The organism is Bacillus sp. V2I10, from assembly GCF_030817055.1.
GTDB lineage: Bacteria > Bacillota > Bacilli > Bacillales > Bacillaceae > Bacillus_P.
In genome coordinates this window covers 34,776-61,749 of record NZ_JAUSYV010000001.1, presented here as the reverse complement: position 1 = coordinate 61,749, position 26,974 = coordinate 34,776, and the positions used below count along the sequence as shown (strand labels likewise).

Here is a 26,974-nt window from a genome sequence, read left to right as displayed (position 1 = left end):
TTTATTTGGCAGAAAACATAAGGGATTTATATATTATCACATATTTAAATGAAGAAATATTATATTATGGTTAATTAAAAGGAGATTGTTTAATATGAAAAATCGAATTACAGAACTACTTGACATAGAGTATCCAATTATTTCAGCAGCAATGACATGGGTTACTTCCGCAGAATTTGTGGCTGCAGTTTCTAACGCAGGAGGAATGGGAGTATTGGGACCAAATGCTGGACAAACAGAAAAATCTTCAAGTCCAGAAGATACTGCTGAAAGACTTAGAAAAGAAATACAAAAAGTTAAACAACTGACTGAAAAAAATAGACTAAAAGAGCACCATATTAATATTATTTATAGAGATCTTAGTCCTACTGTGCAAAAGTTAGTAGAAGCTGGAAAATCGGGAGTGGATGCTCTTATTGCAACAGGTTATGAAGCTGGTGGCCATATGAGTGACTACAAAATCAGTACTCTTTCATTAGTACCTCAAGTAACTTCTTTGGTAAACATTCCTGTCATTGCAGCAGGTGGTATCATTGATGGAAAAGGAGCTAAAGCTGCTTTTGCTATGGGTGCAGAAGGTGTATATATGGGTACACGTTTTATAGCCACAAAAGAAAACCCTGCAAGAGATGCTACAAAACAAGCAATACTAAATGTGAATAGTGAGGAATTTATTGAATTTAAATCAGGTATCGGACATTTAAGAACAATCCCTACAGAAGCTGGAAAAAAAGCCTTCGAACTTATCAATCAAGGGAAACCAGATGAGGCCTACAAATATTATGGAAATGGTTTTAAAATTGGTATGTTAGATGGGGATTTAGTTAATGGTACTATAAGCCTATCTGAAGCTGCAGGTGGAATAAAAGAAATTAAGACTTGCGCCGAAGTTATTAATGAAATAATGAGTACCCTTGAAAAATAATAGTTTAAGTTCCTTTTTCAATAAAAGGGAACGATTGCTAAACAATAAGCAGTTGCTTTTTTACTAAACAGATCAGAATAATTCTATAAATGATTGGATGTAAATTATTAAGAAACCCAGCTAATCTTCTCATGTGAAGGTAGCTGGGTTTTTAAAGTTGGATGTGCAAAATAACACTTAAAATAAGTGCGAATTACCGGTCAAAGTGACACATATTCCTAATAAATCTAGGGAGGCCGTCGAAAAGAAAATTAAAAAATTTTTTTCTTTGCAGTAGAATTTCGCACAATCAATTTAGGAGATAATATCACGCGCTGTTTTGATTCCTTCTTTTTTTCAATTTCTTCTACTAATAGCTCAACTACCTTTTTTCCCATCTCCTCAATTGGCTGCGCAATTGTTGTTAAAGGTGGATCACATATTGTTGATAAAACGGTGTCGTCAAACCCTACAATGGATAGCTCATCTGGTACTTTTATATTTAGCTCGCGTGCTCCCTGCAGTGCGCCAATCGCCAGAGTTTCAGTAGAAGCAAAAATACCCGTTGGCGGACTAGACTTTTTTAAAAGGGTTAACATTGATTTTTTGCCTTCATCAAGAGAGGTATTATTAGTCAGCACCAAACTTTCGTCATAGTTCAGTCCAGCTTCTTCGAGCGCTTTCTTATAGCCTAGAACCCTTGACTGGATAATTGAGAATGTAGTGTCTTCCGTGATCATGGCAATCTTTTCGTGTCCAAGTTCAATTAGATGCCTTGTGGCTTCATAACCACCTAAATAATCGTCTACAAGCACAGTGTCTATTGCTAGAGAAGGTACATCTCTCGAAAGCAAGGCGACAGGAAGGTTAGTCTTGACGAGTTCTTTGATAGACTTCTCTTTTTTCAAGCCCGTTGCGACAATAATCCCCTCTGTGTACTTTTGCTTTAAAATCGAAATATATTCGATTTCATTTTTAAAATCATTATCCGTACTGCAAATCATCAGACTGTAGCCGTGTCGCTTTAAATGGTTTTCAATGCTGCGTGCTACTTCTGCCATAAAAGGATTTGCAATGTTAGGTATCAAAAGTCCAATCATCTGAATACGCTTTTTTACGGATGCTGCAACACTGGGCTGATAATTTAATTCCTGCATCGTCTCCTTAACCTTTTTTCTTGTTTTATCTGCAAGGCTACCCGTATTATTAAGCACCTTAGACACCGTTGAAATAGATACTCCTGCTTTTTCAGCTACATCGTATATTGTCGGTTTCATAATTTCTTTCCTCTCTTTTTCCGTTCAGCACTTAAAACTATTTTAACCTATTTCTATAGAAGGTTAAACACGGGACTATTGATGAGAAAGCAATCATAATTAAACTTTTTAATGAGTATTCTCTTTTCCTATCATCATAAAAAGAAGCGCTTTCCTTTTACCGTAGGGCAAAAAGAAAGCGCGCTTTGGACAAACTGACTGTCATTCAAATTGTTTCATCTTACATGTTTTTGGCGGTGTGACCGTATGCACTTATAAGTTAATTTTTTTTGTGCGTAAATCGGTATCCGTTCTAGCTGGTGCTGAGTCCCAATGTGTTTCGATTTCTTCGAGTGTTTTTCCTTTTGTTTCAGGGACCCATTTCCATACAAAAACAAAAGCAAGAATACACATCAATCCATAAAAGCTATACGTCATTCCAGCGCTTATTTCCAATAAAGAAGGGAATGTTGCTGATATGAGTAAATTCGCGCTCCAGTTAGCCATTACTATTATTGCCATCACCTGGCCTCTGATTTTGTTAGGGAAAATCTCAGAAGCAAGCACCCATGTTAGCGGCCCCCATGACAAATTGTAAAAAGCTGCGTAAAGCAAGATAAGCACTAATGCGCTTATTCCCATATTGTCCGCAAATGACAAAGCAGCTACTCCTAACATACCGACGGTCATTCCGAATGAACCTAAAAGAAGCAAGCGTTTTCTACCCCATTTGTCTACTGCCAGAAGAGCTATAAAAACAAAAACAAAATTTACGACTCCCAGTAGCACCGTTTGAAGCATTGAAGTATCTGCACTCGCTCCCATATCAGCGAATATACGAGGCGCGTAATACAAAATAACATTAATCCCAACAAATTGCTGGAAAGCAGCTATTAAAATCCCTACAACAATAACCATCTTCCCGTATGAGAAAATATGCCCTTTAGGAGTATCCATCGTTTGTTTTACATCATGATAAATTTCTTTTGCGATTTTCTTCGACCCGTTTACTTTTTCTAAAATGTTTAGCGCTTCGTCATCTCTGTTTTTAGATATGAGATAACGCGGCGTTTCAGGCACTAAAAACAAAAGGAAAAAAAATAAAAGTGCTGGAATTGCTTCGGAAGCAAACATATATCTCCAGCCCAGATCATTGATCCAGCTAGCAATTTGCCCGTCAGCTATTCTCCAATTCACAAAATAAACCAGCAAAGTACCAAAAATGATGGCCAAATTGTTTAATGTTACTAACCGTCCTCTAATGTTGGCGGGAGATGTTTCACTAATATACAGCGGTCCTAGTCCTGATGCTAAACCAACACCTACTCCTCCAATAATCCTGTAAATGTTAAACATGATGAACAGGCCGATAGTTGGCTCACCTTTTTCAAAAAAGAGAAATTCAGGATAAGCAGAAAGAACTGCTGAAATAAAAAATAAAACAGCGGCAACCATTAGTGAATTTCTGCGGCCTATTCGATTAGCCATAAACCCACTGATTAATCCCCCTACAATACATCCGATTAAAGCGCTGGATACAGTCAGGCCATGAAACAGGGTGTTTAAACCAAGCTTTTCTATAAAGTAGAGTTGCAGCGATTGTTCTGCGCCTGATATCACTGCTGTATCGTACCCGAACAACAAACCTCCTAATGCAGTAATAGACGTTAAGTAAATTATGTATTTTATATTTGGCTTCATTTTTTGGACTCACCTTCATCATTAATTTGACAAGAATCATTCAAAATAATTTTAAAAATTCAATAAATTTAATCGGGACATTTAAACTTTTCAAAAATCAAATTAATTGGTTTTTAAATCTTCAGGCCAAACTCTTATTACATTGCTTTTCACAGGGAAGCTTTTAAAAATCAATTTTCTTATCTGGATCCATCAAATTTTTACGCGAATCCAGATAAGTTTGTTTTAAATCAATCATCTTAAAGTTCCAAATCTTAAGCGTTTACTTTAGCCAGATCCCATTCTTTTAGTTTGCTTAGGGAGTCCCTGTAATAATCCGTTACTACTTCTAAATAATTTCCTTCTTTAACTGGTGTAAATGGGTTCGGCCCTTCAGCCGTCATTTCCATAATAATTGGTCCATTAAAGCCGATTTCATGCAAAGCATCAATTTGTCCTTTAATATCAGCATGCCCGTTGCCGACCGCCTGTCTGTTCGAATCTGCTACATGATAAACGCCTAATTTATCGTTTGTTTCTTTAAGAGCTGTAATGGGACAAGGTTCTTCGATATTCATGTGATAAGCATCCAGCAGCACATAAAACTTCTCGCTTTTTACTTCGTCAATTAAACGAACGGCTTCTTTGGCTGTGACAATTTGGTGGTTTTCATACCGATTTAATACTTCAAACACCACTTCAATGTCTAGTTCCTCCGCTTTTCGCAGAACTTCCGCTGAACTATTCACAAGCAAATTCCAATCTTTCGATAAGTCTCCAGACCCTTGTGTTTTCCCAACATCACCATGCAAACAAATTCTTTTCGCACCTAGTTTTTGTGCCCAGTCCAATAAATCTAAGAAATAACGGACCGCACTGGAACGAACTTGATCATCTGCACTAGAAATATCGACATTGTCCGGAGTTACTAATAATACTTTTAAATCGTACTTTGTTAAAAGAGCTTGAAGTTCAAGCGGATCTTGCGCTAAATCTCCTTGAACTTCCACGCCGTTTACGCCAATTTCTTTAGCAAGCTTGCATTTGTCTTCAAAAGCTATTTCACCAAATGTCCATAAGCAAAGACCATAATCTCTCGACATTTTATTCCCTCCATTCAATGAATCATTTTCATTACGTTTATTCTAAACCTGCCCATGTTTTTAAATTAAAACAGCATTTTCAATTTTGATTGGGCGATTGGTTTTAACAGACTCTATGCAAGCTAGCGCAATCTGTAGCGCCCACCGTGCATCCTTTGCTGTCGCATACGTTTGAGTATTATTAATAACGCAATCGGCGAAACTTCTTAATTCTTCAACATAAGCATCAAACAATAAATCTTGATCATAACGAGATGTATCAAAACTTACTCCATTTTGGTTGTATCTTGTCATACTGGATTTACGTATGCCACCAGCCGTAAGCATGCCATTTGAGCCAAATACTTCAGCTCTAATGTCATATCCATATACCGCCTGGAAATTAGCTTCTGCAGTTGCCATAGCTCCGTTATCAAATTTTATCGTGACAAGCGCTGTATCCAATAAACCGCTTTCTTTTAAGTCCGGACGAATAAGCGCATCGGCCATCGCATAAACTTCCACTGGTTTTGCGCCGGGATTTAAATACATAAGTGTGTCAAAATCATGAATTAACGTTTCAAGAAAAATCGTCCATTCTGGAATTGATTCAGCCCTGGTTAATTTCGGATCTTTTGTCGTTGATTTCAGCAATTGCGGTGTCCCTATGTTCCCTGCTGCTATTTCTGTATAAGCTGCTTTAAATCCTTTTTCAAATCTTCTATTAAATCCTACTTGCATGATACTGCCCGTTTCATCTACTGCTTGCACAATTGCATTGGCTTCTTCTAAGGTAACTGCCATAGGCTTCTCGCAAAATACAGCTTTCCCTTGTTTGATAGCAGCAAGAACATTGCTTGCATGCGTCCGGGCAGGCGAAACAATGACAACAGCGTCAATCTGCGGGTCTTGAATTAAATCCATTGGGTCTGTATACGCTTTTGCTTCTACATTCAATTTGTTGATCAAATTTTCCGCTGCACCGGGAGTCGGATCTGCAACCGCATACAAATTGGCCTGCGGTAAACGATAAGCGAGAGTTTCTCCATGAAAAGCCCCCATGCGTCCGGCCCCGATTAAACCTATATTCAATTGATTCATAACAATCCCTCCAAAATATTTTTATATTTTCTAACCAGTCAAGGAAAGTTCTTTCCTTTTTTATGATTGTAAGCCATTACAAATCACTAGTCAAACTATTTTTTAACTTAGGAATCACTTTATTTAAGTATTAGGTTTTCATCGTTATTGACCATAAATAGTTGAATTACCTTGCATATTAAAGTGTAAAATGTTAAAATGAGGAAATTAAAATAAGGAAACCACTTTCCTTATTTTAATCATAAATAGACTTTCACTATAATTTCAAAAAAGAATGATTTGTTCTAATATAAAACGACTCCCTATCCTAATAATAGTTTTTTCAATTTACATATTTATATTTCTCTTTATTGTCGCTGGTATTTTTCTCTTTAAAAAATATGGACTTTAACATTGAGTGGAACACCAGAGTTTCGTTCACACCAATAAAGACAAAGACTGAGGTGGAGTTTTTTGTATGATACATGGATTAATAGTCATTTCATAAATACAGTGTTATTCCCTATTTTAGTGCTTGGTGTAGCGATAATAATATCAGCTATCTTTATTCATTTTGTAACTAAAAGTAAAAACTTTTACCTTGCATTAACAACTGGTATACGACAAGGTGAACTACTTGGTTTGCGTTGGAAGGATCTTAACTTGGAAAAAGGATTGTTAAATATTAAACAGACTCTTAGTCATGACGGTAAGACATTTTTAAGCGGAGCTAAAACCTATTATTTAAAAGTCTTGGATACGATTTAGGAACTGTTGTGATGGCGAATAAACGTTGGGTCATCCAATATGAATATAAAAGTTCGTATGAACAGACTGTTGAAAGGCACCATCAATTAACCTATTACGGACCAAGTACTTGGAGTATTTTTCAAGCGCCAATATTATTCTTTTCTTTATTTAGTGTTCTTTTAATATTTTGGTTATTCTTAATGAGACAAAATAAACGTCTTAAAGATGTGATGGGATAATTTCTATTTTAGCTCACATTTTACAAAGAGCTTAAATCGTATACTAAAAAAATGATTGAACAAATATATTTTTAGTAGAGGGTACTTATACTAAATAGTAATCTTCAACAATCTAAGCGCTTTTCCAGAGTAACGATAAAAGTCCAATTTCTCAATTTTAATGAGAAATTGGGCTTTTTCATATTTACTTATAGTGCAAAATAACGCTTTAAAATAGGTGCAAAATATCTTCAAAAGTTACACATGGATTTCTTAAAGATTTTCTATAACCAAAAGAAAAACCAAAAACAAATCACCAAAATAGAAGTTTAATAACCGTTATTGGTACGGATTTACAGACAATGCTCGTTGTTTGCTACAGTATTATCCTTAACGTATGTTTTCCCGTTTTGTTGGTAGGACCCCAGGTAAAAAGGCTAGCTTAAAATCACTAAAAGATACATGGCTAGATTTATCAGAAGTTAATCCATACAGCCAATTCTTAATTACGGTAAGGCTGGTGTTATCCAATTAGAACGAGACCTTATTCGTATGCGACAACGTGAAGAGATTGAGTTTGAAAGAAGGAAAGCTTAAAGGTCGGTTAAAGAAGTATCATAAAAATCACGCAGGAATGAATTATGCAGTAAAGCTATATAAAGAAGGAAATATGACCGTAAATCAAATTTGTGAAATTACAAATGTATCTAGAGCTTCATTATATAGAAAGCTATCAGAAGAGAACAAATAGTCCTTCCTTATTCCATAATACCAGCTAATATAAGTCAATAGATTTGGGTTAAATTAGTTTGAGTTACCATGTTATAATAATTGTAAGCACGACAAAGAGACTTCAAATGGCAGTTTGAAGTTATGGTAAATAATGTAATTTAAGTTCATTTTTTATACTCTAAACGTCTCTTTGTGTGTGAGGATTGCGTAAATCCAATGTAAGAGCTTGTTGGCACAAGCGATAATTGCTACTTTGTGAGGCTTGCCCTCACTTCTTTTTTTGCCATAAAACTCTCTTAGTTTTACATTACGATTTCTTGTCAACCCACATTGTACAGCTGTATACAAGGCTTGTCTTAGCCGAGTAGATCCTCTTTTCGTAATCCGATTGATAGATGCTTTGAACTTTCCAGATTGGAATATCCTTGGGTCTATACCTGCATAAGCAACTAACTTTTTAGGGTTGCTGAATTGATCTATTTCTCCAATTTCTGAAATCAGAGTAGCTGTGATTTTCGCTCCAATACCAGGAATGGAACGAATGATTGAATACTCTTCAAACTCCTGTGCCAGCTGGTCAATTTCTTCTTCTAGGATTAGCAGGTACTCTTTTTGTTGAAGAAGCAAATTCATATACATATTCATACTAACCAAATGGCTTTTATATAAGGTTTCTTTGAATGGGTTCCGACCTGCTGCTTCTTTGAGTTTTTCTGCCTTAGTCAAACACCAAGAATACGACCGTTTCCCTCCAAGACTATACATATCATTAGCCAAATCTTCTGTTTTTACCAGTAATACATCCTTAGAAGTTGGATATAAGAGTAATGTTCTTAGTGACAAAGGTGAATATACATTCCCAAAGACACTTTTATATTCAGGGAACACTTGATCTAGAATTGTTTGGAACTGTAGCTTCAATTGAACATGATTTTTCGTTAAAGACTCATGCTGCCTGGATAGGTTTCTTAGATTCATTGTTCTAACGCTCTTTCTATGAAAGGTCTCTAAATCCTCTTTATAGTAGAGTTCACATAAATGTTTGGCATCATGAGGATCTGTCTTTACTTTTCGAAGGCTTGTCTTTTTTGTTTCGTAAGAAACCACTGGATTAATAAGATAGTATGCGATTCTTCTTTCCTCCAGGAATTGAAGTACAGGTTCATGATAATGTCCAGTAGACTCAAAGATTACAACGGGATCTATTTCTGCTTTAAGCTTAATTTCTTCATAAAAAGCATTAAACGCATTCAAGCCTTCATTATTATGCTTAAACTTAAATGTTTTTCTATAAGGTATTTTCTTTTCCAGAAAAGCTTGAACTTGGCTTTCTCCTTTTGCAATATCCAGGCCAATGACTGGATTCATTTTTATCACATCTCCTTTTTATGGATTTACCGGTAGCCCCTGTCTATCTTGCAGTGTCATAGCTTCGCTTGTTATACGGGATCTTTGTCCCAACCAGCCTCAAACATGTTTCTACAAGTAGGGGGTGGACAGTATAACGGACGGGATCAAGTCCCAAGGGCCAGATCGTCCTACCCCGGCTACCTAAAGAATAACCTATAAAAAATAGACCAACCAGAATTAACTGATTGATCTTATAATACGAAAGGGCCAGATTGTTGAATAGTCCAAAAAAGAAATTGTGTATTCAGGTTGAATTATATAGAAAATATTGTGAAAGAAAAAATGCACCTATGTTAATGAGGGTTAGTTGAAGAAGAAATAGAAGATGGTGATTTCAATGGGTATACAATAAAATATCAAATATAAATATTATGGATAAGATTATTTTTATAAATAGTGTTGACTGAAAAATCTGAATATTGTAACATGAAATAGAACCTTAGCGCATACGTATGCGTGTAAATAAATAGAAAAGGCATGAAGCTATTATGACGATTACAACTAAGGACATTGCTAAAATGGCAAACGTAAGTCAATCAACAGTGTCTAGGTGTTTAAATGACAGTCCGATGATTTCAGAGAAAACAAAGAAAAAAGTATTAAAAATTGCAGAAGAACACGGCTTTCAATTTAACGCCAATGCAAGGAGTTTAAGTGCAAAAAAAACGAACACCATTGGCGTCATTTTACCAAAAAGTCTGTTTTTCTCGGGAGAAGTACACTTCAGGTCGTGGCAGAATGAGCTGATAGAAAGTTTAGAACGAATGGAATTTGATGTTATTGTCTCATTTTTTGAGAATAGATTTACAAAACAAAATAATATTAAGAGACTCATTGCCGCCAAGAAAATAGACGGACTGATTATTTTAGAACCATCATTAAACGATGAAACAATTGCGATCTTGGAAAAAACAGATATTCCCTATATTTTTTGCAAGTATTTACCGCCCTTTTATAAAACAAGAGAAGTAGATTTTGTATGTGTTGACCAATATAAGGGTGGATATATAGCTGCCGATCATCTAATTAAGAATGGGCATAAAAAGATAATGTGTATTTCAGCAAATCATATAGGTGGCGAGTTTGGGTTAAGAACTGAAGGATTTAAAGCAGCTCTTCATGATTATAGTCTTCCATATCATGATAATATGTTGTTTTATGGAAACGCGACATTTGATTCGGGTTACCGGGTTATAAAGGATAATGTTGATGTTTTAAGAGATTTTACTGCTATATTTGCACAAAATGACCTAATGGCTTTGGGAGCAATAAAGGCATTAAGAGAATTAGATATATATGTACCGCAAGATATTGCTGTGGTAGGATTTGATGATATAGAATTAAGTACCCTATATAAACCATATTTGACTACGGTACAACAACCTACAAAAGAAATTGCAGCGTTAACATGTAAGCGATTAATCGATAAGTTGAACTCTTCAGAGACGATTAAGCAAAAGCTTGAGATTAGTCCTACTTTAGTCATTAGAGAATCATGTGGAATAAGATAATATAAATTTATTCCACCTTCTCTATATTTTTCGCAATTTATGCATACGTATGCGTAAAAGCCGATTATTACGATGATAGGAGGAGAATACATATTATAAAAGAGACAACATAGGAAATTTCGAAAAATATATCCCTAATATAAATGCTGACATTAAAGGGATCTAGCATTACTTCTCTTTTCGTTTATCAATACAAAAATATGTACCTTCTATACACTTTTAGGCAATATGCAAAACCTAGATTTGAAATAGTACCTAGAAAGGATGATAGAGATGGAAAAAAATTTAAAAGGAAAAACTTGTATCGTTACAGGAGCAGCAAGAGGAATGGGAAAGGCGTTGGCTGTCAAATATGCGGAACAAGGAGCTAATCTTGTACTTATTGACTTAAATAAGAAAAATATTGAAGCTACTGCAAAAGAAATAGCAAGCTTAGGAGTAACCGTTTTACCACTTGTTGTAGATGTGACTTCATCGGAAGAGATTAATACTGCAATGAATGAGATTGAATCCCAATTTACACAAGTTGATGTACTAGCAAACTGTGCTGGTATGTCTACATCAAGATTAATCTTGGATATAGAAGAAGACGAATGGGATAGAGTGTTTAATGTAAACTTAAAATCTATTTATTTGCTCAGTAAAGCTGTTGCAAAAAATATGATAAAGAACAAAGTTGAAAATGGGAAAATAGTCTCCATTTCCTCACAGGCTTCAAAAATTGGAGAGCTTGGGAACGGTGCATATTGTGCATCAAAAGCTGGAGTTAATTCTTTAACCCAAGTGCTTGCTCTTGAACTGGCAGAATACGGGATTGCAGTTAACACAGTATGTCCTGGATATGTAGATACTGAAATGCTACAAGAGGTATTCCAAAAAAGAAGTGTAATTGAAGGAAAAGCACCTGAAGAATATGAAGAAATGTTAACAAGTCAGGTACCAATGAGAAGACTAGCAAGTCCTGAGGAAGTAGCTGAATTCATGCTTTTTTTAAGTAGTGAAAAAGCTAATTATATTACTGGTACTTCAATGACAATTGCTGGCGGAAAAACACTAATATAATGAAATAATGAAAGGAGTTTTTTATTATGAGAATGAGTTTGGTAACAGATTGTTTAGGATTTATGTCTATCGATGAAATGGCTGATACAGCCGTATCCTTAGGGTATGACACCTTAGAATTTTCTTGTGGTAATTGGTCTAAGGCACCACATGTGGATTTAGATAGTTTACTAGAAAGTTCAATTCAACGCGAAAAGTTTGTAAGCGCTTTAGAATCTAGAGGACTTTCAATTGAGGTTCTGAATTGTTCTGGTAACCAATTAGCTCCAAACGAGGAGGGGCGAGAACACCAAATAGTTGTAGAAAAAACATTTAGACTAGCCGAACTATTGGGGGTGAAAGCGATCAATATGATGTCAGGTCTTCCTGGAGGCGGGCCAGGAGATACGACTCCTAACTGGATCACAACAAGCTGGCCGCCAATCAACAATGAAATTTTAGATTGGCAATGGAATGAAATAGCCCTCCCATATTGGGAAAAGACCGTAAAACAAGCAAAAGAACACGGTATTGAAAAAATTGCTTTGGAAAACCATGGGTCTCAACTAGTTTATAACCCTGAAACACTATTTAAACTACGAAATCATATTGGTGAAATGGTTGGAATGAACTTCGATCCAAGTCATTTATTCTGGATGGGAGGTAACCCAATCCTCTCATTAAGAAAGTTAGGATCAGCAATATACCATGTTCATGCTAAAGACGCACGTATTGAAAAAGGATTCGTTGATACAGATGGTGTACTTGATACAAAAACGATTGATCGTTTTGCAGACCGTTCATGGAATTATGTAGCACTAGGTCATGGTCATGATACTAGTTGGTGGAAGGAATTCTTTTCAGTACTTAGCATGGTTGGTTATGATGGGCCTGTCAGTCTCGAAATGGAGGATTTAACAATGGATCCACTTACTGCATTAAAAAAATCAACGAATGTATTCAAGGAAGCATTACCAAAAGACTTTGACTAATCCTTCTTATTATAGATGACTTTTAAAAACCTGAATCTTGAATAAATAGTATGAATAGAAGAGAACAGTTGGATAACAGAAATCGAAAGAATTCTTTTGGTGGATAGCTCTATAGAAAGGCGCAAAGAAGATATACCTGAAACCAGTGCAGAGAATGAAGAACAAATCCATCGTTCAGGAGCTTCAAGTTAATGGTGAAAAATCCAATATCGAACTTAAACTCTAATAGCTCTATCCTTTGGAGTGTAATCTTTAAACTGAACAGGAATCCATCTGGTTACATAACTATTCAATTTTCATCTACTGATTTCAATATGTCTTGATAGACAATGAATCTATAAAAGAAAGGGTAGGTAATAGGTATGAGTAAACAGGTAAATCAAAAATTGTTCTTAAGTACCATTATCTTTGTCTCGACATTTGGTGGGCTTCTCTTTGGGTACGACACAGGTGTAATCAACGGTGCGTTACCTTTTATGACCGAAGAGCTAGGATTGACCTCATTAACAGAAGGTATTATAACGAGTTCACTTCTTTTGGGAGCCGCGCTAGGTGCCATTTTTGGTGGTCAAATATCTGATTTTATTGGCCGTCGAAAAAGTATTTTATATCTAGCAGTGTTGTTCTTCTTTGCTACCATCGGATGTACACTAGCTCCGAACATTACAGTTATGGTCATCTCTCGTTTCCTTCTTGGGCTTGCTGTAGGTGGCGCTTCCGTAACGGTTCCGACCTATTTAGCAGAAATGTCAACTGCAGAAAGTCGAGGACGAATGGTCACGTGGAACGAACTTATGATTGTTGGTGGACAGTTATTGGCCTTTGTTTTCAACGCGATTCTTGGTAACACATTGGGTGACAATTCACATGTTTGGCGGTTCATGTTATTTATCGCATCACTTCCGGCAATTTTCTTATTCTTTGGAATGCTTAAAGTACCAGAGAGCCCACGTTGGCTTGTATCAAAGGGAAGAAATAAAGATGCACTACGTGTTCTCCAAAAGATTCGTAATGAGAAACAAGCTAAATTAGAGCTCAAGGAAATTGAGGTTGCTTTAGCTGAGGAAACAGAGACGAAAACAGCAACTTTTAAAGATTTAACTATTCCTTGGATGCGCCGTATCGTATTTATCGGGGTTGGTGTGGCAATCGTATCACAAGCTACAGGTGTTAACTCGATTATGTACTATGGTACAGAAATTCTTAGAGATTCAGGCTTTCAAACGTCTGCTGCATTGATTGGTAACGTCGCCAATGGGGTCATTTCAGTATTGGCAACTTTAATTGGAATTTGGCTTCTTGGTAGGGTTGGCCGTCGACCAATGATGCTAACTGGTTTGACAGGAACAACATCGGCGCTTCTCCTTATTGCGACATTTTCACAAATTCTTGAGGGGGCAGCTGTACTTCCATATGTGATGCTTACTTTAACAGTTACATTTTTGGCTTTCATGCAAGGTGCCATTGGGCCAGTATTATGGGTTACACTTTCTGAAATTTTCCCACTGCGTTTGCGTGGTCTTGGTATGGGTACGAGCGTGTTTTTCCTTTGGATCACCAATTTCGTAATTGGCTTAATGTTCCCAATATTACTCGAGAAAATCGGCTTATCCTCAACATTCCTTACATTTGGAGTTATAGGAGTTATGTCCATTTTCTTCATGAAGAAATACTTACCTGAAACGAAAGGGCTTACACTTGAGGAAATCGAACATTATTTCCGTACCTTTGATCAAGGTACTCAAGCAGATTTAAAAGCAGTTGGCTCCCAAACTGGGACACATCTAAAATAAGCTTAGTATTTTTTTGAAAGTGCTTACACGTTTTAGGCTATTAAAAAAGTCAAATAAATAATACCATTTCAAGTCCAACAATATTTTAACTAAATCTTTTCTCCGGTTAACGGATGTCTTTATTTCAGTAACGATCTTCAACAATCGGGCGCTTTTATGAAGTAACCAAAGCCTAATTTCTCAGTGTTGAACGAGAAACTAGGCTTTTTTTATTTGGATTTCCTTAACGTATAAATCCACATTTTCCTGAAGCTACCCCTTATCGATCGTTTATCAAGGTAATTAGTATCAATTTGGGTTTTGAGTGGATTAACACTCTATGTACTTAAATCATGTCCCATGTACTTAACTTTGTGTACTCGTACAAGAATTTCAAATGGTTTTATTGGATTTTGTAAGATTAATATCGAGTTTACATAATACTGATGGTTCTGGTGCAAAAACTTCAAGACGATTACAATTAATCTTTAAATCTTGGACATACTGATACTATTACTCTAAAAAAGGTGCGTGGTCAGTATGGAAAAGCAAAATTTATTCAAGTGGAAACATTATCAACCTGACATGATTTTGTTAACAGTGAGATGGTACCTGCGGTACAACTTGAGCTTTCGTAATGTAGTGGAGATGATGGAAGAACGCGGCTTATCGATGGCTCATACAACGATTATGCGTTGGGTTCATCAATATGGACCGGAATTAGATGAAAGGGTACGGCGTCATCTTAAGCCAACAAATGACTCCTGGAGAGTCGATGAAACGTATATCAAAGTAAAAGGTCAATGGATGTATCTGTATCGTAGCAGTGGATTCCGAAGGAAACACGATTGATTTTTATCTCAGTAAAACAAGAGACAAAAAGGCTGCAAAGCGCTTCTTCAAGAAAGCTTTGCGGTCTTTTCATGTTTCTAAGCCTCGTGTCATAACGGTCGATAAGAATCCGGCTTATCCTATAGCAATTGAAGAGTTGAAAAAAGAGAAAAGCATACCTGATGGTATGCAACTTAGACAACAGAAGTACTTGAATAACATAGTGGAGCAAGATCATCGCTTTATAAAGAAGCGTGTCCGTTCTATGCTAGGATTAAAAACGTTTCGAACAGCCAAACAAATTATCTGTGGAGTGGAGGTGATGCATATGCTGAAAAAAGGACAACTTCAACAAGGGGTGAAGTCTGTCCTAAGCGAGATTGAATTCATACATAAGTTATTTGGAGTAGCCTCATAATTCATAGATGAAAAGGATATTGAGATTCTATGTTTCTAACAGGTCATATTTGCACCAGAACCCATAATACTAAGTTTATTCTTCCATGAGTTCGTACATTAAATTCTCAAGCCTTTCAACAGCTTCTGTCATTTTTCCCATGACTAAAATGTTTTTTGAAATAATCATTTCAATCCGCATGTCTTTTTCACTTTGTTCCTTTTCATATGCTGATTTTTCAATGACTGCTTTTAAAAGTTCTTGTCTTGAAATAGATTTTTTCTTTGCCATTTCATCAAATTTTTTTACTGCGATTGGGTCTATGTTTCTTAAAAATACATCCATCATTTATCTCTCCTTTTGGATAAAAACCAAAATCCGGATTAAAGGGGCTTAGAGTTAGAAAGAGCATAAGGAAAAACTGATATCACCAAGGGTGATATCCTAGGCAAAGCCTAGTGTTTTATATGATATCGTTAATTTCTTTCAGGTGGGCTGACTTGGGGCCCCTGATTGATATAGGTGGGCTGACGTGGGATACCTGATCTTTCTCTGGTGGGCTGATGTGGGTCTTAAATGATAATTAAAAAACAGTTATTTAGTGATATCACTAAATGTTAATCAATGTCCCCTTTATGTCCCCCTATTTTCGACCAATGTCCCCTTTATGTCCCCTTCAAAAACCTACAATGTCCCCTTCGCGTCCCTCTCTTTTATTTATTGTTATTAAAAAAAGAAGGAAACCTTCTCTTTCATTTCACTTTTTCATTGGTTTTTTCGACGAAACTTAGCGATGTTGTTTCTTAAACTTTCGCCTGTGTTTTGACCAATTTGATAGGTTCGTTTAACTGTTTTTACTGATTGACTGTTCTGCACATTATCAGAAATTATGCTTCCAACATGACGAGTTTCTCGATCAGTTCTTTTTTCTTTTAGTGATATTTCCATATTAGGTTCTGCTTGCATTTCAGATGAAACCGAAGGGTAATTTGATTGTGAAAATGAAGGTGATGAAGGACTGGTACTGTCGTAGTCACCCGACATTTTCTCATTTTTTTGTATATCGCCATTGTTCATTTGGTTTGGCGATCCAGACGAAATTGAGTGTGGACTGTTTACAGCTGCTGCACTCGGTTTTCCATTACTGGAGACACCATTCAAAGCCATTTGATCATGCAACCCTATTACTTTCCCTTTTCCTGTTTGTCCTTCTTCTTGTTGTTGTTGTGTCATTTCTTGTTCAATTGAGGAAGCAACTTCTTGCGTTCCAGTTTCAATTTCCCCGGGACCTTCCGAACCATTTGGACTTTGTTTTTCTTGATTTTGATCTTGTGCCTTTAAATCTGCAGAATGACCACTTTCAGAACCATTTGAAGTCTGTTCTGTGGTTTGGTCCTGTCCTTTTGCTCTAAGGCCTTGTGCCATTCCTGCAACTCCTGCAATACCACTTACACCCTTCAATGCAGCCGATTTACCTTCACTTGATAATCCTTTCAGAGTATTTGCAGTACCCTTTGTTGCACCGGTTACACCTTTTGCAAGAGCATAACCACCAGCTACGGCTCCCCAGCTAGATTTCAGTCCTGCATCAATACCAAATAACCGTTCAACGATATTGGGACCATCAATTACTGCAAGAGAGAAAGCAAATAAAGCAATTAAATAGGCGACACCATCCAATTTATCGGTAATAAACTCTGTACCAATTAGATAGATTTTCATTGATAGGAAAATCATAATTGTCACTAGAAAAATATTTAGGATACTTTGAAGGATTTGCTTTGTCTTTTGCCCTGAATGAATATCAGCAGGGGCTATAATGATTGCTAATACATAGTTGAATGTTAATTCAAAGAACAGTTTTGCTAGTTTTATAGCGATTGTCAGCATAGTAAAAGCCGTTATACCTAAAGTGATCGCAATTGTCCAAAAGTTCCAGTCCCAACGATAATACTTTTCTTTAAAGGCAGTAAAGAAACCATTATCTAATTTAACTTTCTTGGCATTACCTAGATCGTTATACTCCAACCGATGAGAATAAACCTCACGCCCTGTATCTGTCATTTCTTCCCCTGCAAGTTCAAAATCTTTATCAATAGATTGTGTGATATTAATTTTTAAAATTTGATCTTTTGGAATTCGGTTTGGATGTTTAAGTTCAGTTGTTTTCCAACCCGTTACATCAAATTGAGCAAGATCAGTCATATTGTCTTTAATAACTTTTTGACTAATTGAACCTTCTTCAACAACATCAAGAGCATCAATAGCTTCATCTGTGAATTGGTTTGCTTTTTCCATACCTTCTTGTATCAAGGCGAAAAAAAACATAATCATAAACACATTCACTATAATGGCTTCGCGATCCACCTTTTTTTGAAAAATGAGCTGATATCCTGTGTAGAGAAGCGAAAACCCCATCAATGTCGCAGAAAGAGGAATAAGGAATTCTACAAAACTTGTAATTTCAACACTATCATAAAACATTTTTAATCCCAGGATTGAATCCGTTATGTTTGATAGGGAATCAACAAGCCATGCAAGCCCTTTTATAATGACCCATCCTATCCAACGAAGCATATAACTGATTGGATTGGTTACTTCGAGAAATTCAGAGAATTTTTCAAGTATCCTGGCTACTTCTTCATCCATGCAATCTCCCCCTAGTTAACTTGTAAATCCCCGTATATCAATGGTTAACTTAGTTTATTTAAGTTAACCTATTTCAAATAATCTTGCTGCACACTTTGAACAAATGTTTCTACTTCAGAAGGAATATCATCTTCTGAGAGATCGATAAAATCTAATTTCTCTTTTACTTCACCATCTTGATAAAAAGCAAAAGTTAACGAATTCTGTTTTAGGCCAAGTTTTGAAGTATCTTCTTTAGCATGATAAATATATAAATCCATGTTATTAGCTTTAGCTACACGTTCAATTTCCTTGATGTTAAAATCCTCTTCTTCTTTTCTACTCTCAAATGGTGACCTTACATATAAAAAGCCTTTTTCAAACTTCTTGGCTTCCTCTAGACTCAATTCAGTTGTTTTTCCATTCCCTTTCACACCATCACTCCCACAAGCTGATACAACCAACACAAACAATAAAACAAGACAGCCACTAAAAACCTTTTTTAAATTCATTTACAAAACTCCTTTGTATTTATTGTTCTATATAAAAACCACGCCTTTCACAGTTTTATTCGGAGACACATATCCGTATAAAATCATGCCTGCATCACCATCAATCGTGAAAGCTTCAGTTAAAACACCATCCTTTTCTTCAAACTTATTTATGTGTTTCTTTAATAACGCAGTTTGAATTGGATTTAAGGTTTTTTTCATTTTCATGATAATCTCTCCTTCTGAAATTAATAGGGGTTTGAATGATTTAAAAAATGCTCTCTATGTAAAGGGGTGCTTTTCCTTGAATTTTTTTCATAACGTCACCTTCCAGGGTTGCTAACTTTTTTGCTAACCTAATTTTTATTTTTCATTCCAACGTATACAATCTCCATTCTTAAAACTCAAGTTGATACAAAGGTTTTGCCAACCCATATAAGAGCAAAAAAACACCTCTTAGATGGGCGGCATGATGTAATTATTAGCCCTCAAAAAAGCGTCAAACCCTGATTTATCAGGGTTTGACGCTTTTTTTCATTCTTATAAATCATTCTCTTATCATAAATTCCTCTCTAACAAAATCCCCACTTGCTCTGCCATTACATGAGGCGGATGCGGAATGTCATTCTTGAACCACCATTCCACGATCCCAACGTAAGACGACACAATAAATTGAAGAATAATCCCTTCATTTAATCCGTGATTTTTTCCTTTTGTGATATCCACTTCATCCTTGAACTCTTCGATGAGAAACGCTACGAACTGACTGCGGAAAGAATGGGCTCCTTTACTGGCTAACATCGTTGAAAAGAATAGAGAATGACTTTCAAGATATTCGAACCAGGGAAGATTCGCGTCTCTAAAATCCAGTTCTGCTGCCGATTCGCACATTTTTCGCAGTTCGTTAATATGTTCTTCTATCAGCTTATCCAGCAGGTCAAATTTATCTACATAATGTAGATAGATAGTTCCCCGGCTGACATTTGCCCTGTCGGAAATATCCTGTATGGTAATTTCATCAAAGCTCTTTTCAGACATCAGCTCAACAATCGCTTTTTTGATGGCTTGTTGGCTTTTAGCTATTCTTCGATCCACTTTTGACATGGCTGGTCACCAAACTTTCTAAAAGATAATTAACAGATATAGGGGGTTTGTTCATTAATAAACAAATCACGTTCAATTAACAATTGTAAGCATTCTGTTGTCGTTTATAATTATAAACAGGTGTTCATTATTGTATCAATAATTATTTTTTAACACGCATCTAATTTGGCTGAATGCTAAAAGGAGGATATAAAATGTCACATTCAAAAGAGCTGACTGCCGCACAGAAAATGATCGGAGACTTTGCACCAAAAGTTGTAGAGTTAACCGACGGCGTTTTATTTGGAGATGTATGGGAGCGCAAGGAGCTTTCTCCCCGTGACCGCAGTCTGATTACTGTAGCTAACTTAATCACTGGAGGCAATACAGAACAGCTGGGCTTTCATTTAAATAAAGCAAAAGAAAATGGTCTTACAGAAGAGGAGCTTATCGAAGTGATTACTCACCTTGCTTTTTATGCGGGCTGGCCAAAGGCAATGTCTGCGATCATGGTGGCAAAAGAATTGTTTTCGAAAGAGAAATAAAAAGAATAGCATTGAAAAATAAAAAATAATATTCGATTATGAAAGGATGTTAAATTGTATGTCTACTATTCAAGATAAAGTGGTTATTATTACAGGTGCCTCCAGCGGGATTGGAGAAGCTGCTGCAAAAGAACTTGCATCTAAAGGAGCTAAACTGGTACTGGCAGCCCGGCGTGTAGATCGTTTACACAAGCTGCAGGAAGAGATTGAAAGAAATGGCGGAAAAGCGATTTATAAAGTAACAGATGTGACGTCACATGAACAAATGGAAGAGCTGGCTGAGTATGCTCTTAAAGAGTTTGGGAAAATTGATGTCATGGTCAACAATGCAGGACTAATGCCGCTATCACCTCTGCATGAGAAAAAAATCAAGGAATGGGATACGATGATCGATGTGAACATCAAGGGGGTCCTTTACGGTATTGGGGCTGTTCTTCCTTCTATGAGAGAAAGAAAAGAAGGCCATATTATTAATGTTTCTTCAGTAGCAGGACACTTAATAGGACCTGCAGGTTCGGTTTACAGTGCAACAAAATTTGCTGTACGTGCCATTACGGAAGGTCTCCGTAAAGAAGAGTATGCTAATAATATTCGTACAACCATCATCTCGCCGGGAGCTATTGCTACTGAATTGCCAGAAACGATTTCAGGTTCAGAACTTAAATCTGCAATTGATAATTTCTACAAAATTGCGATTCCTGCTGAGAGCATTGCCCGGCACATTGTTTTTGCCATAGAACAGCCATCTGATGTGGCTATCAATGAGATGATTATTCGTCCTACAAATCAAGAGCTTTAAATCTGAAGAAATGTCGCTCCTGGAAGAGCTGTATGTGCCGCATACAGTGCTTGGTTTAGATTAATTGCAGTGCATATGAGGATGGATAGAAGATAAAGAAGCTACAGCAATTAACATGTGTTAAAATCTGTAAAAAAGCCCAATTCCAATACTATGGAATTGGGCTTTTTTCAATAGTCTATTAGCTCTTGGCATCCTTTGAAACAACTGCTGAGTTCGATAAAGTAAAACTTCAAGAGCGCAAACTACACAGTGAAGATGCATTGAACTCTACTCGCGCTGCAGTAGAAGAAGGCAATATGCTTTTGTACCTTACCAAAACGAGGTATTATGTATTGTTATAATTTGAATTCGATGGTTTTATGTTTCGTATCGCTGGCCGATATAACTTGCAAATAAGTTTAAAAACCTTCATATTTAATAGAAAAGGAGGTCCGATATGCGACGTGATATACAACCGAATGAACGAGCTTTCTCTTCCAAGGAAGCGGCAGAAGAAGTGGGGATTGCAACTCCCACTGTCCGTAAGTATGGGCAAATCTTAGAGCGGAATGGATATGAGTTTTTGAAAGATGGCGAACGGCGTATCTTTGTACAATCTGACATCGGAGCGCTTATAGCGTTACGCGATACGGACAAGCCCCTAGACGATACAGCTAAAGACCTTGTGTATCAACAAAAAGAAAGATTAGAAGGATCCAATGAAACAGAGATTGCGATACCCGATACATATGAAAATTTACCCCATGACCCCAATCAATTAAAAGAGGTCTTAATGTTTTTAGCTAATGAACTCGCAGCTACACGTGAAATGAATGTCCAACTGACAAACGATATGTCACAGCTTAAAACAAAGGTTTCCCAACTTCAGCAAGATCATCATGTTATAAGTTCAAGTATTGGAAATTCAGCGCATAAAACGAATGTTAAAATTGAAAGATTAACTGAACAACAAAATACCCATTACGAAACATTGCTGCAGCAAGAAAAACAAAAAAGTGAACTCTTACAAAAAGAAATACAAAATATGAGGGACGAACAGAAAAAAGAATGGAGTTCACAAAATGACTTTAATAAACGTTTAGAAGAAGCGATACAAAAACCTCAAGAAAAATGGGAGTGGCTTTTCTCCATATTCCGAAAATAAGATGCCTGTTAAGGTTTTTTGATTAACTGTGTAAAGATTTGCGGAAGCAAATTTTTGATGTAGCAACATTTGATAAATCATCATTTAACACTTAACAGGATTTGGAACGAAGGCACAATTAAAATTCATTGGAGATTTGTTTAAGCGATATGCATCCAAACAAAATACACAACTTGAAGCAAGTAAAAAAGCATGCTCGTTAAAATGGGAGTTGAGGCGGTTGAAAACCTCATTCAAAAACAAGAGTCTTCCTTAATAGAGTTGCTCCAGAAAGAGGCTGATCGGCTCTTTTTTTGGTTTCGTATCGCTTTGCGATATAACTTATAATTACATTCAAAATCTTAATATTTAATAGAAATGCGTTCGATATGCAACATGATATACATCTGTATAGACGCATTTTCTTTCAAATAAGTGTAAGAAGTTGGAACGTGACACCCTTTTTCTAAAGTATGGTCAAAACTTAGAGAGAAGTGGATATGAGTAATAAAAAGATGGTGATTGGCGTATCTGTTCAATCCGACATCGAAACACTTATAGCGTTATGCGATATGGACAAGCCCCTAGACGATACAGGTGAAGACCTTGTGTATCAACAAAAAGAAAGATTAGAAGGAATCAATGAAACAGATATTGCGATACATGATACATATGATAATTTAATCCCAATCAATTAAAAGAGATCTTAATGTTTTAACTCATGAACTCGCAGCTAGCGTGAAATGAACGTTCAACTGATAAACGATATGTCACAGTTTAAAACAAAAGTTTCCCGACTTCAGTAAGATCATCATGTCCTTAATAGTGTTCCTCAAAAAAGGGATTGATAAGTTCTTTTTTTATGTTTCGTATCGCTGGGCGATACAACTTCCAAATAAACCCCCAGATCCTTTATGAGTTTTTAATGGCGAATGGCATATTATTACCAATCTGCCATCGAAGCGCTTATAGCGTTACGCGATATGGACAAGCCCTTAGACGGTAAAGCTAGAAACCGTGTGTATAAACAGAAAGATTAGAAGCAACCAATGAAATAAAGAGCGATACATGATAAATGTCAAAATTTAATCCCAATCAATTAAAAGAGATCTTTTTAAACCTAAGGTAACTAAATATAAAGCAGAAAAATCCTTTGGTCTGAATATTCCAGATTCACTATTTTTCAAATTTCACTAATTCCCGGGAAATATCTACAAATTCTGAGTAGATATCGACAGAATTAGAAGCTTCAAATAGCCATTAGTTTTGCTGATAAGAAAGTAGACATACTATATAATTCAACTCTATCCATTGTTTCTTAAGAAATATCTCTTTTAAGGGAAGAACTTTAGGATGTAATATCATCTCCTAAAAAAAGCGTCAAACCTTGATTTGCAAGGGTTTGACGCTTTTTTATTTTCTGTTATTTTTTTAAAATGCAAAATGAATTATTTCTTTGCAGATGAGGTGTTCAATTGATCGAATCAAAATGCTTAACCCTCACATTCTCAAAAACTGCTTTCCCGCCTTCAGAAAAGAGAGTAATCCCATTATCATCAGGTTGAGGGAATACCAAACTTGAATGAGCAACCTTTCCATCATCCACAAAAACTTCAATGCTAGTTTTATCAACGAGAATCTTTAAATGAACCTTCTTCTTATAAGCATCAAAAGGTGCAATACTTTCAACGAACTGATTTGATTTATCAGGATGCTCTGTAAATGACCGATTAACAAACGAGTAATTTCCTTCTGATGATATCCCGACGTCAACGTGCCGTTTCTTGTCTGCTGATTCTCTCAGCCTAAAGCCTGCATGCTGAAGATCGGACCATGAAATGTCTGCCTCCAATTGATAGGCATCTGCCTTCAATTCAAGTGTTTTCGAGCCATTCACTTTGATTTGGTCATAAGCATTCGATACTTTTGACAATTCATCTAATGCTTCTATGGGCTGTGAAGAAAGATAATACTGATTTTCTCCTTCGTGCTTCAGTTCGATTTCACGGACGATGGAATCCAAGCCATTGAAGCCTTCTTCCATTGTCGGCGCATTGTCGGCATAGGCCCAGTTATTCATCCAGGCAAGACCATAGCGTTTGTCTAATTTATCTCTCTCCTGACCATCTTCGAATGTTACTCCTCCATACCAATCGAAGCCATAGTCTAACCATTGCGCTTCTTGCTGATCCGGGATAAACTCTGTTCCGTTAAATGTTCCGACCCAGTAGGCATACGTGTTTGGCTTGCCTGCAGCTTTTCCGTTTGCGCTGAAGCCCAGTACCCACTTTTCAGTGCCGTCATCGGTGCGCATCCGGTAGAGATCCGGGCATTCGAGCACACCGAGGTTTTCGGTGGAAAAGCTGCTTGTGTAGCGCCAGTCTTTCAAGTTATCAGACTCATAAAAACCGATTTTGCTGCCTTCTGCCATGGTCATAATCCATTTACGATGAGTGTCATCCCAGATGATTTTTGGATCTCTGAAATCCTTTGGGCCTGGGTTCTTCATGACTGGTTCTTCGCTGTATGTCTTAAACGTCTTGCCTTTATCTGTACTGTACCAGAGGAACTGTTCCTGCTTCTGGCCGTTTTTTGATGGCTGGGTTACGACGGCGATAAAAGCGTCTTTTCCGAACCCGGCCGTGTTTTCTTTATCTATGACAACAGATCCAGACCATGGATCTCCGTTTTCATTCGTGTATTTTGGGATGGCGACGCCTTCGTCTTTCCAGTGCACAAGGTCTTTTGAGGTGGCGTGGCGCCACTCTGTTCCGTTGCCATCCGGATAGTCCCCGTTATACAGGTAGTAATAATGATACGTTCCTTCATAGTAAACAGGCTTCTGCGGATCGTTTTTCCAGTGATCAGGAGCCGTAAAATGATAGTCTGCACGGTAGGAGTGCTCTTCTTTTTCTTCTGGCGGAACTTCTTTTGTTTTAAAGAATGTTTGAATTAATAAGCCGGTGCTGATCACCATCCACAATCCAATGATAATGATACCGGCAATCTTGTAGCTTTTCTTGAAAACTCGTTTTTTGCTCATTAAATTCACCACTTTTTAAAATAGAAAAAGAAAATGCCGAGTGACATTTTCTTTCTCTTTTTTTCTTTGGCTCTTACTTTTCTGTAATTTGACCTTGTTCAAGAATGCTGTTTTTAACGACCGATGTTTTGTCTCCTTTGATGTTCAGCTTAAAGCTTGGAGCAAACGTTGATTTGTGGTCTTCAAAGTACCCTCTGTTCGTCATATAGCTTGTAACAACGGTATTGTCACTGCCTTCTTGAGGAATGGCATAGTGAGCATAGTTCCATGTGATATCGTATGGATCAAGGTCCTGATGCAGCACCATGCCCGTTTTATTTAACGGCTTATATGGGCCAGTCAGTGAGTTGGCCACATAACCTAACAAGTAGATGTCTTGATTATCAATGCCGTCAATTGTCATTTTTGAACCGCGTGAGCTTGTAAACAGATACCATTTTCCGTCCTTTTTGAAGATGTTAGGACGCTCAATTTCATCTGTTACCGTGTTTGATACAAGCAGCGGCTTCATTTCTTTTTTAAGAGTATAATCATCATTTATTTCAATAATTCCCATTGCGCCGTTTGCAACTTCAGCCAGCCCTTTCTTATCGCTGCTCAGAAGCTTGCTTTTTTCATCCTGGAAGAATTTATTGCTGTTGCCGTAGTAGGCTTGGTTGTAAAGAGACTCTTCCCCTTGGTAGCCATACTCAGTGCCTGTATTGGCTTCAAATACAAGATACTTGCGGCCGTCTTCTTCAATGTAGTGAGGGTCTCTGAATGTATGATTATCAGAAGGAGCTCCGTCCTCTACAAACTTGTCTACCGTTTGATAGTACTTGCTGTCTTTGCCTTCATAAATGGATTTGTAATCCTCAACGCCGTCAATTTTCAGCGTTTTTGTGTCAGGCTGCGATAGGTTTACTTGTGCAGTCGTTAACGTTTGTTTTCCGTAATGTCCTGATTCAGGTGTAAATGGTTCGCGGTTTGTGTAGAATAAGCGGACTTCACCGTCTTCAGTGAATGTTGCAGAACCAGACCATTCTTCTGCTTGATGCTTTAAGTATGGATCATTCGGAACGTTTTTGTCGTTGTTATCGAATACGCGTCCGGCATTTTTCCAAGCGTCAAGAGAGTTGTCGCCAACTTGTTTATAGAACAAGTAGATGAACGTGTCACTTGGATTTTTAGGATCTCCGGCTAATCCAAAAACGATATGATAGCCTTTATATTCTGCAACCGTTCCATCAGCGTTTTGCAATGGCCATGTATCCCACACATCCATATCAATCGTTTCGCCTGATTCGGTTACTTTTTTGGCAGAAGGGATGTTTTTAATCGTGGATTCGTCAAACTTAGGGATGGTATACCTTGCATCACCGTGCTGGTTGATCATGTCTTTCATAGCGGAACGAGTAATTTGTGAAGTACCGTACGTTTCTTTGTAATCTGCCGGATCCTTTGGAGCCGCAAATGATTGGGTAACAGTACCGCTTAATAGAATGCCCGTACTGAGTGTTACTACTGTTGCCTGTTTGGCAAGCCTGCTAAAGTTCATAAGTCTTCCTCCTCGTTTTATGTTTGATTGCTTGTACAAATAGAATTATAGGGGAGTCCTTTGAGG

22 protein-coding genes and 3 pseudogenes are annotated in these 26,974 nt (G+C 36.9%); 13 read left to right on the top strand and 12 right to left on the bottom strand.

Annotated elements, in window-relative coordinates; genetic code table 11:
• Nucleotides 1-94 precede the first annotated feature (94 nt).
• Nucleotides 95-925, top strand: a complete 831-nt coding sequence (locus QFZ72_RS00245) for an NAD(P)H-dependent flavin oxidoreductase (protein ID WP_307428066.1) — start codon at nucleotides 95-97, stop codon at nucleotides 923-925.
• Between the two features lie 251 nt (nucleotides 926-1,176).
• On the opposite strand, the gene QFZ72_RS00240 is transcribed toward QFZ72_RS00245, so the two are convergent.
• The 4 genes from QFZ72_RS00240 to QFZ72_RS00225 all read right to left on the bottom strand — a co-directional run bounded on the left by QFZ72_RS00240 (nucleotide 1,177) and on the right by QFZ72_RS00225 (nucleotide 6,023).
• Nucleotides 1,177-2,181, bottom strand: a complete 1,005-nt coding sequence (locus tag QFZ72_RS00240; RefSeq protein ID WP_307428063.1) for a LacI family DNA-binding transcriptional regulator — start codon at nucleotides 2,179-2,181, stop codon at nucleotides 1,177-1,179.
• Nucleotides 2,182-2,433: 252 nt separating this feature from the next.
• Entirely contained in the window at nucleotides 2,434-3,861 is a 1,428-nt protein-coding gene (xylE, locus tag QFZ72_RS00235) for a D-xylose transporter XylE (RefSeq protein WP_307428061.1), read from the bottom strand.
• Between the two features lie 254 nt (nucleotides 3,862-4,115).
• Nucleotides 4,116-4,943, bottom strand: coding sequence for a sugar phosphate isomerase/epimerase family protein (locus QFZ72_RS00230; RefSeq protein ID WP_307428057.1), 828 nt, complete (start codon nucleotides 4,941-4,943; stop codon nucleotides 4,116-4,118).
• 60 nt (nucleotides 4,944-5,003) lie between these two features.
• Nucleotides 5,004-6,023, bottom strand: a complete 1,020-nt coding sequence (locus QFZ72_RS00225; RefSeq protein WP_307428054.1) for a Gfo/Idh/MocA family oxidoreductase — start codon at nucleotides 6,021-6,023, stop codon at nucleotides 5,004-5,006.
• Between the two features lie 573 nt (nucleotides 6,024-6,596).
• On the opposite strand from QFZ72_RS00225, the pseudogene QFZ72_RS00220 reads away from it, so the two are divergent.
• Together QFZ72_RS00220 and QFZ72_RS00215 are read left to right on the top strand one after the other, a co-directional pair.
• Nucleotides 6,597-6,740: pseudogene (locus QFZ72_RS00220) on the top strand (tyrosine-type recombinase/integrase); the annotation flags it as partial.
• Between the two features lie 660 nt (nucleotides 6,741-7,400).
• Nucleotides 7,401-7,721: pseudogene (locus tag QFZ72_RS00215) on the top strand (helix-turn-helix domain-containing protein); the annotation flags it as partial.
• A 152-nt stretch (nucleotides 7,722-7,873) separates the two neighbouring features.
• On the opposite strand, the gene QFZ72_RS00210 reads toward QFZ72_RS00215, so the two are convergent.
• A complete protein-coding gene (locus QFZ72_RS00210; protein ID WP_307428050.1) occupies nucleotides 7,874-9,070 on the bottom strand; it encodes an IS110 family RNA-guided transposase in 1,197 nt (398 codons plus the stop codon).
• Nucleotides 9,071-9,600: 530 nt separating this feature from the next.
• Here QFZ72_RS00210 and QFZ72_RS00205 point away from each other — a divergent pair.
• From QFZ72_RS00205 to QFZ72_RS00185, 5 genes are all read left to right on the top strand, one after another.
• A complete protein-coding gene (locus tag QFZ72_RS00205) occupies nucleotides 9,601-10,623 on the top strand; it encodes a LacI family DNA-binding transcriptional regulator (protein WP_307428045.1) in 1,023 nt (340 codons plus the stop codon).
• A 273-nt stretch (nucleotides 10,624-10,896) separates the two neighbouring features.
• On the top strand, nucleotides 10,897-11,685 hold the full coding sequence (locus tag QFZ72_RS00200) for an SDR family NAD(P)-dependent oxidoreductase (protein WP_307428042.1): 789 nt from the start codon (nucleotides 10,897-10,899) through the stop codon (nucleotides 11,683-11,685).
• A 26-nt stretch (nucleotides 11,686-11,711) separates the two neighbouring features.
• Complete coding sequence (locus QFZ72_RS00195; RefSeq protein ID WP_307428039.1) at nucleotides 11,712-12,656, top strand: sugar phosphate isomerase/epimerase family protein; 945 nt, start codon at nucleotides 11,712-11,714, stop codon at nucleotides 12,654-12,656.
• Nucleotides 12,657-13,018: 362 nt separating this feature from the next.
• Entirely contained in the window at nucleotides 13,019-14,449 is a 1,431-nt protein-coding gene (locus QFZ72_RS00190; RefSeq protein WP_307428037.1) for a sugar porter family MFS transporter, read from the top strand.
• A 519-nt stretch (nucleotides 14,450-14,968) separates the two neighbouring features.
• Nucleotides 14,969-15,677 (top strand): IS6 family transposase gene (locus QFZ72_RS00185; RefSeq protein WP_307428035.1). Its coding sequence is split into 2 segments (ribosomal slippage): nucleotides 14,969-15,250 and nucleotides 15,252-15,677, totalling 708 coding nucleotides; the frame shifts between segments, so codons are not numbered across the junction.
• Between the two features lie 75 nt (nucleotides 15,678-15,752).
• Here the strand turns inward: QFZ72_RS00185 and QFZ72_RS00180 are convergent.
• The 5 genes from QFZ72_RS00180 to QFZ72_RS00160 all read right to left on the bottom strand — a co-directional run bounded on the left by QFZ72_RS00180 (nucleotide 15,753) and on the right by QFZ72_RS00160 (nucleotide 19,879).
• Complete coding sequence (locus QFZ72_RS00180; protein ID WP_307428032.1) at nucleotides 15,753-16,001, bottom strand: hypothetical protein; 249 nt, start codon at nucleotides 15,999-16,001, stop codon at nucleotides 15,753-15,755.
• Between the two features lie 420 nt (nucleotides 16,002-16,421).
• A complete protein-coding gene (locus QFZ72_RS00175; protein WP_307428029.1) occupies nucleotides 16,422-18,305 on the bottom strand; it encodes a pLS20_p028 family conjugation system transmembrane protein in 1,884 nt (627 codons plus the stop codon).
• Between the two features lie 68 nt (nucleotides 18,306-18,373).
• A complete protein-coding gene (locus tag QFZ72_RS00170) occupies nucleotides 18,374-18,796 on the bottom strand; it encodes a hypothetical protein (RefSeq protein ID WP_307428026.1) in 423 nt (140 codons plus the stop codon).
• 27 nt (nucleotides 18,797-18,823) lie between these two features.
• Nucleotides 18,824-19,003: a hypothetical protein gene (locus QFZ72_RS00165; protein WP_307428023.1), complete on the bottom strand. Its 180-nt coding sequence runs from the start codon at nucleotides 19,001-19,003 to the stop codon at nucleotides 18,824-18,826.
• 330 nt (nucleotides 19,004-19,333) lie between these two features.
• Nucleotides 19,334-19,879, bottom strand: coding sequence for a TetR/AcrR family transcriptional regulator (locus QFZ72_RS00160; RefSeq protein WP_307428020.1), 546 nt, complete (start codon nucleotides 19,877-19,879; stop codon nucleotides 19,334-19,336).
• 194 nt (nucleotides 19,880-20,073) lie between these two features.
• On the opposite strand from QFZ72_RS00160, the gene QFZ72_RS00155 reads away from it, so the two are divergent.
• The 5 genes and pseudogenes from QFZ72_RS00155 (at nucleotide 20,074) to QFZ72_RS00140 (ending at nucleotide 23,026) form a co-directional block, all read left to right on the top strand.
• Nucleotides 20,074-20,403, top strand: a complete 330-nt coding sequence (locus tag QFZ72_RS00155; protein WP_307428017.1) for a carboxymuconolactone decarboxylase family protein — start codon at nucleotides 20,074-20,076, stop codon at nucleotides 20,401-20,403.
• A 58-nt stretch (nucleotides 20,404-20,461) separates the two neighbouring features.
• Nucleotides 20,462-21,202 (top strand): SDR family oxidoreductase, encoded by a 741-nt coding sequence (locus tag QFZ72_RS00150; protein WP_307428014.1) that lies wholly within the window; start codon nucleotides 20,462-20,464, stop codon nucleotides 21,200-21,202.
• A gap of 200 nt (nucleotides 21,203-21,402) precedes the next feature.
• Nucleotides 21,403-21,498: pseudogene (locus tag QFZ72_RS29360) on the top strand (hypothetical protein); the annotation flags it as partial.
• 143 nt (nucleotides 21,499-21,641) lie between these two features.
• Complete coding sequence (locus QFZ72_RS00145; RefSeq protein ID WP_307428011.1) at nucleotides 21,642-22,349, top strand: hypothetical protein; 708 nt, start codon at nucleotides 21,642-21,644, stop codon at nucleotides 22,347-22,349.
• Nucleotides 22,350-22,828: 479 nt separating this feature from the next.
• Nucleotides 22,829-23,026, top strand: a complete 198-nt coding sequence (locus QFZ72_RS00140) for a hypothetical protein (RefSeq protein WP_307428009.1) — start codon at nucleotides 22,829-22,831, stop codon at nucleotides 23,024-23,026.
• Nucleotides 23,027-23,799: 773 nt separating this feature from the next.
• Here QFZ72_RS00140 and QFZ72_RS00135 read toward each other — a convergent pair.
• Complete coding sequence (locus tag QFZ72_RS00135) at nucleotides 23,800-25,371, bottom strand: glycoside hydrolase family 32 protein (RefSeq protein WP_307428007.1); 1,572 nt, start codon at nucleotides 25,369-25,371, stop codon at nucleotides 23,800-23,802.
• Nucleotides 25,372-25,444: 73 nt separating this feature from the next.
• Nucleotides 25,445-26,908 (bottom strand): glycoside hydrolase family 68 protein, encoded by a 1,464-nt coding sequence (locus QFZ72_RS00130; protein WP_307428004.1) that lies wholly within the window; start codon nucleotides 26,906-26,908, stop codon nucleotides 25,445-25,447.
• Nucleotides 26,909-26,974: the final 66 nt, after the last annotated feature.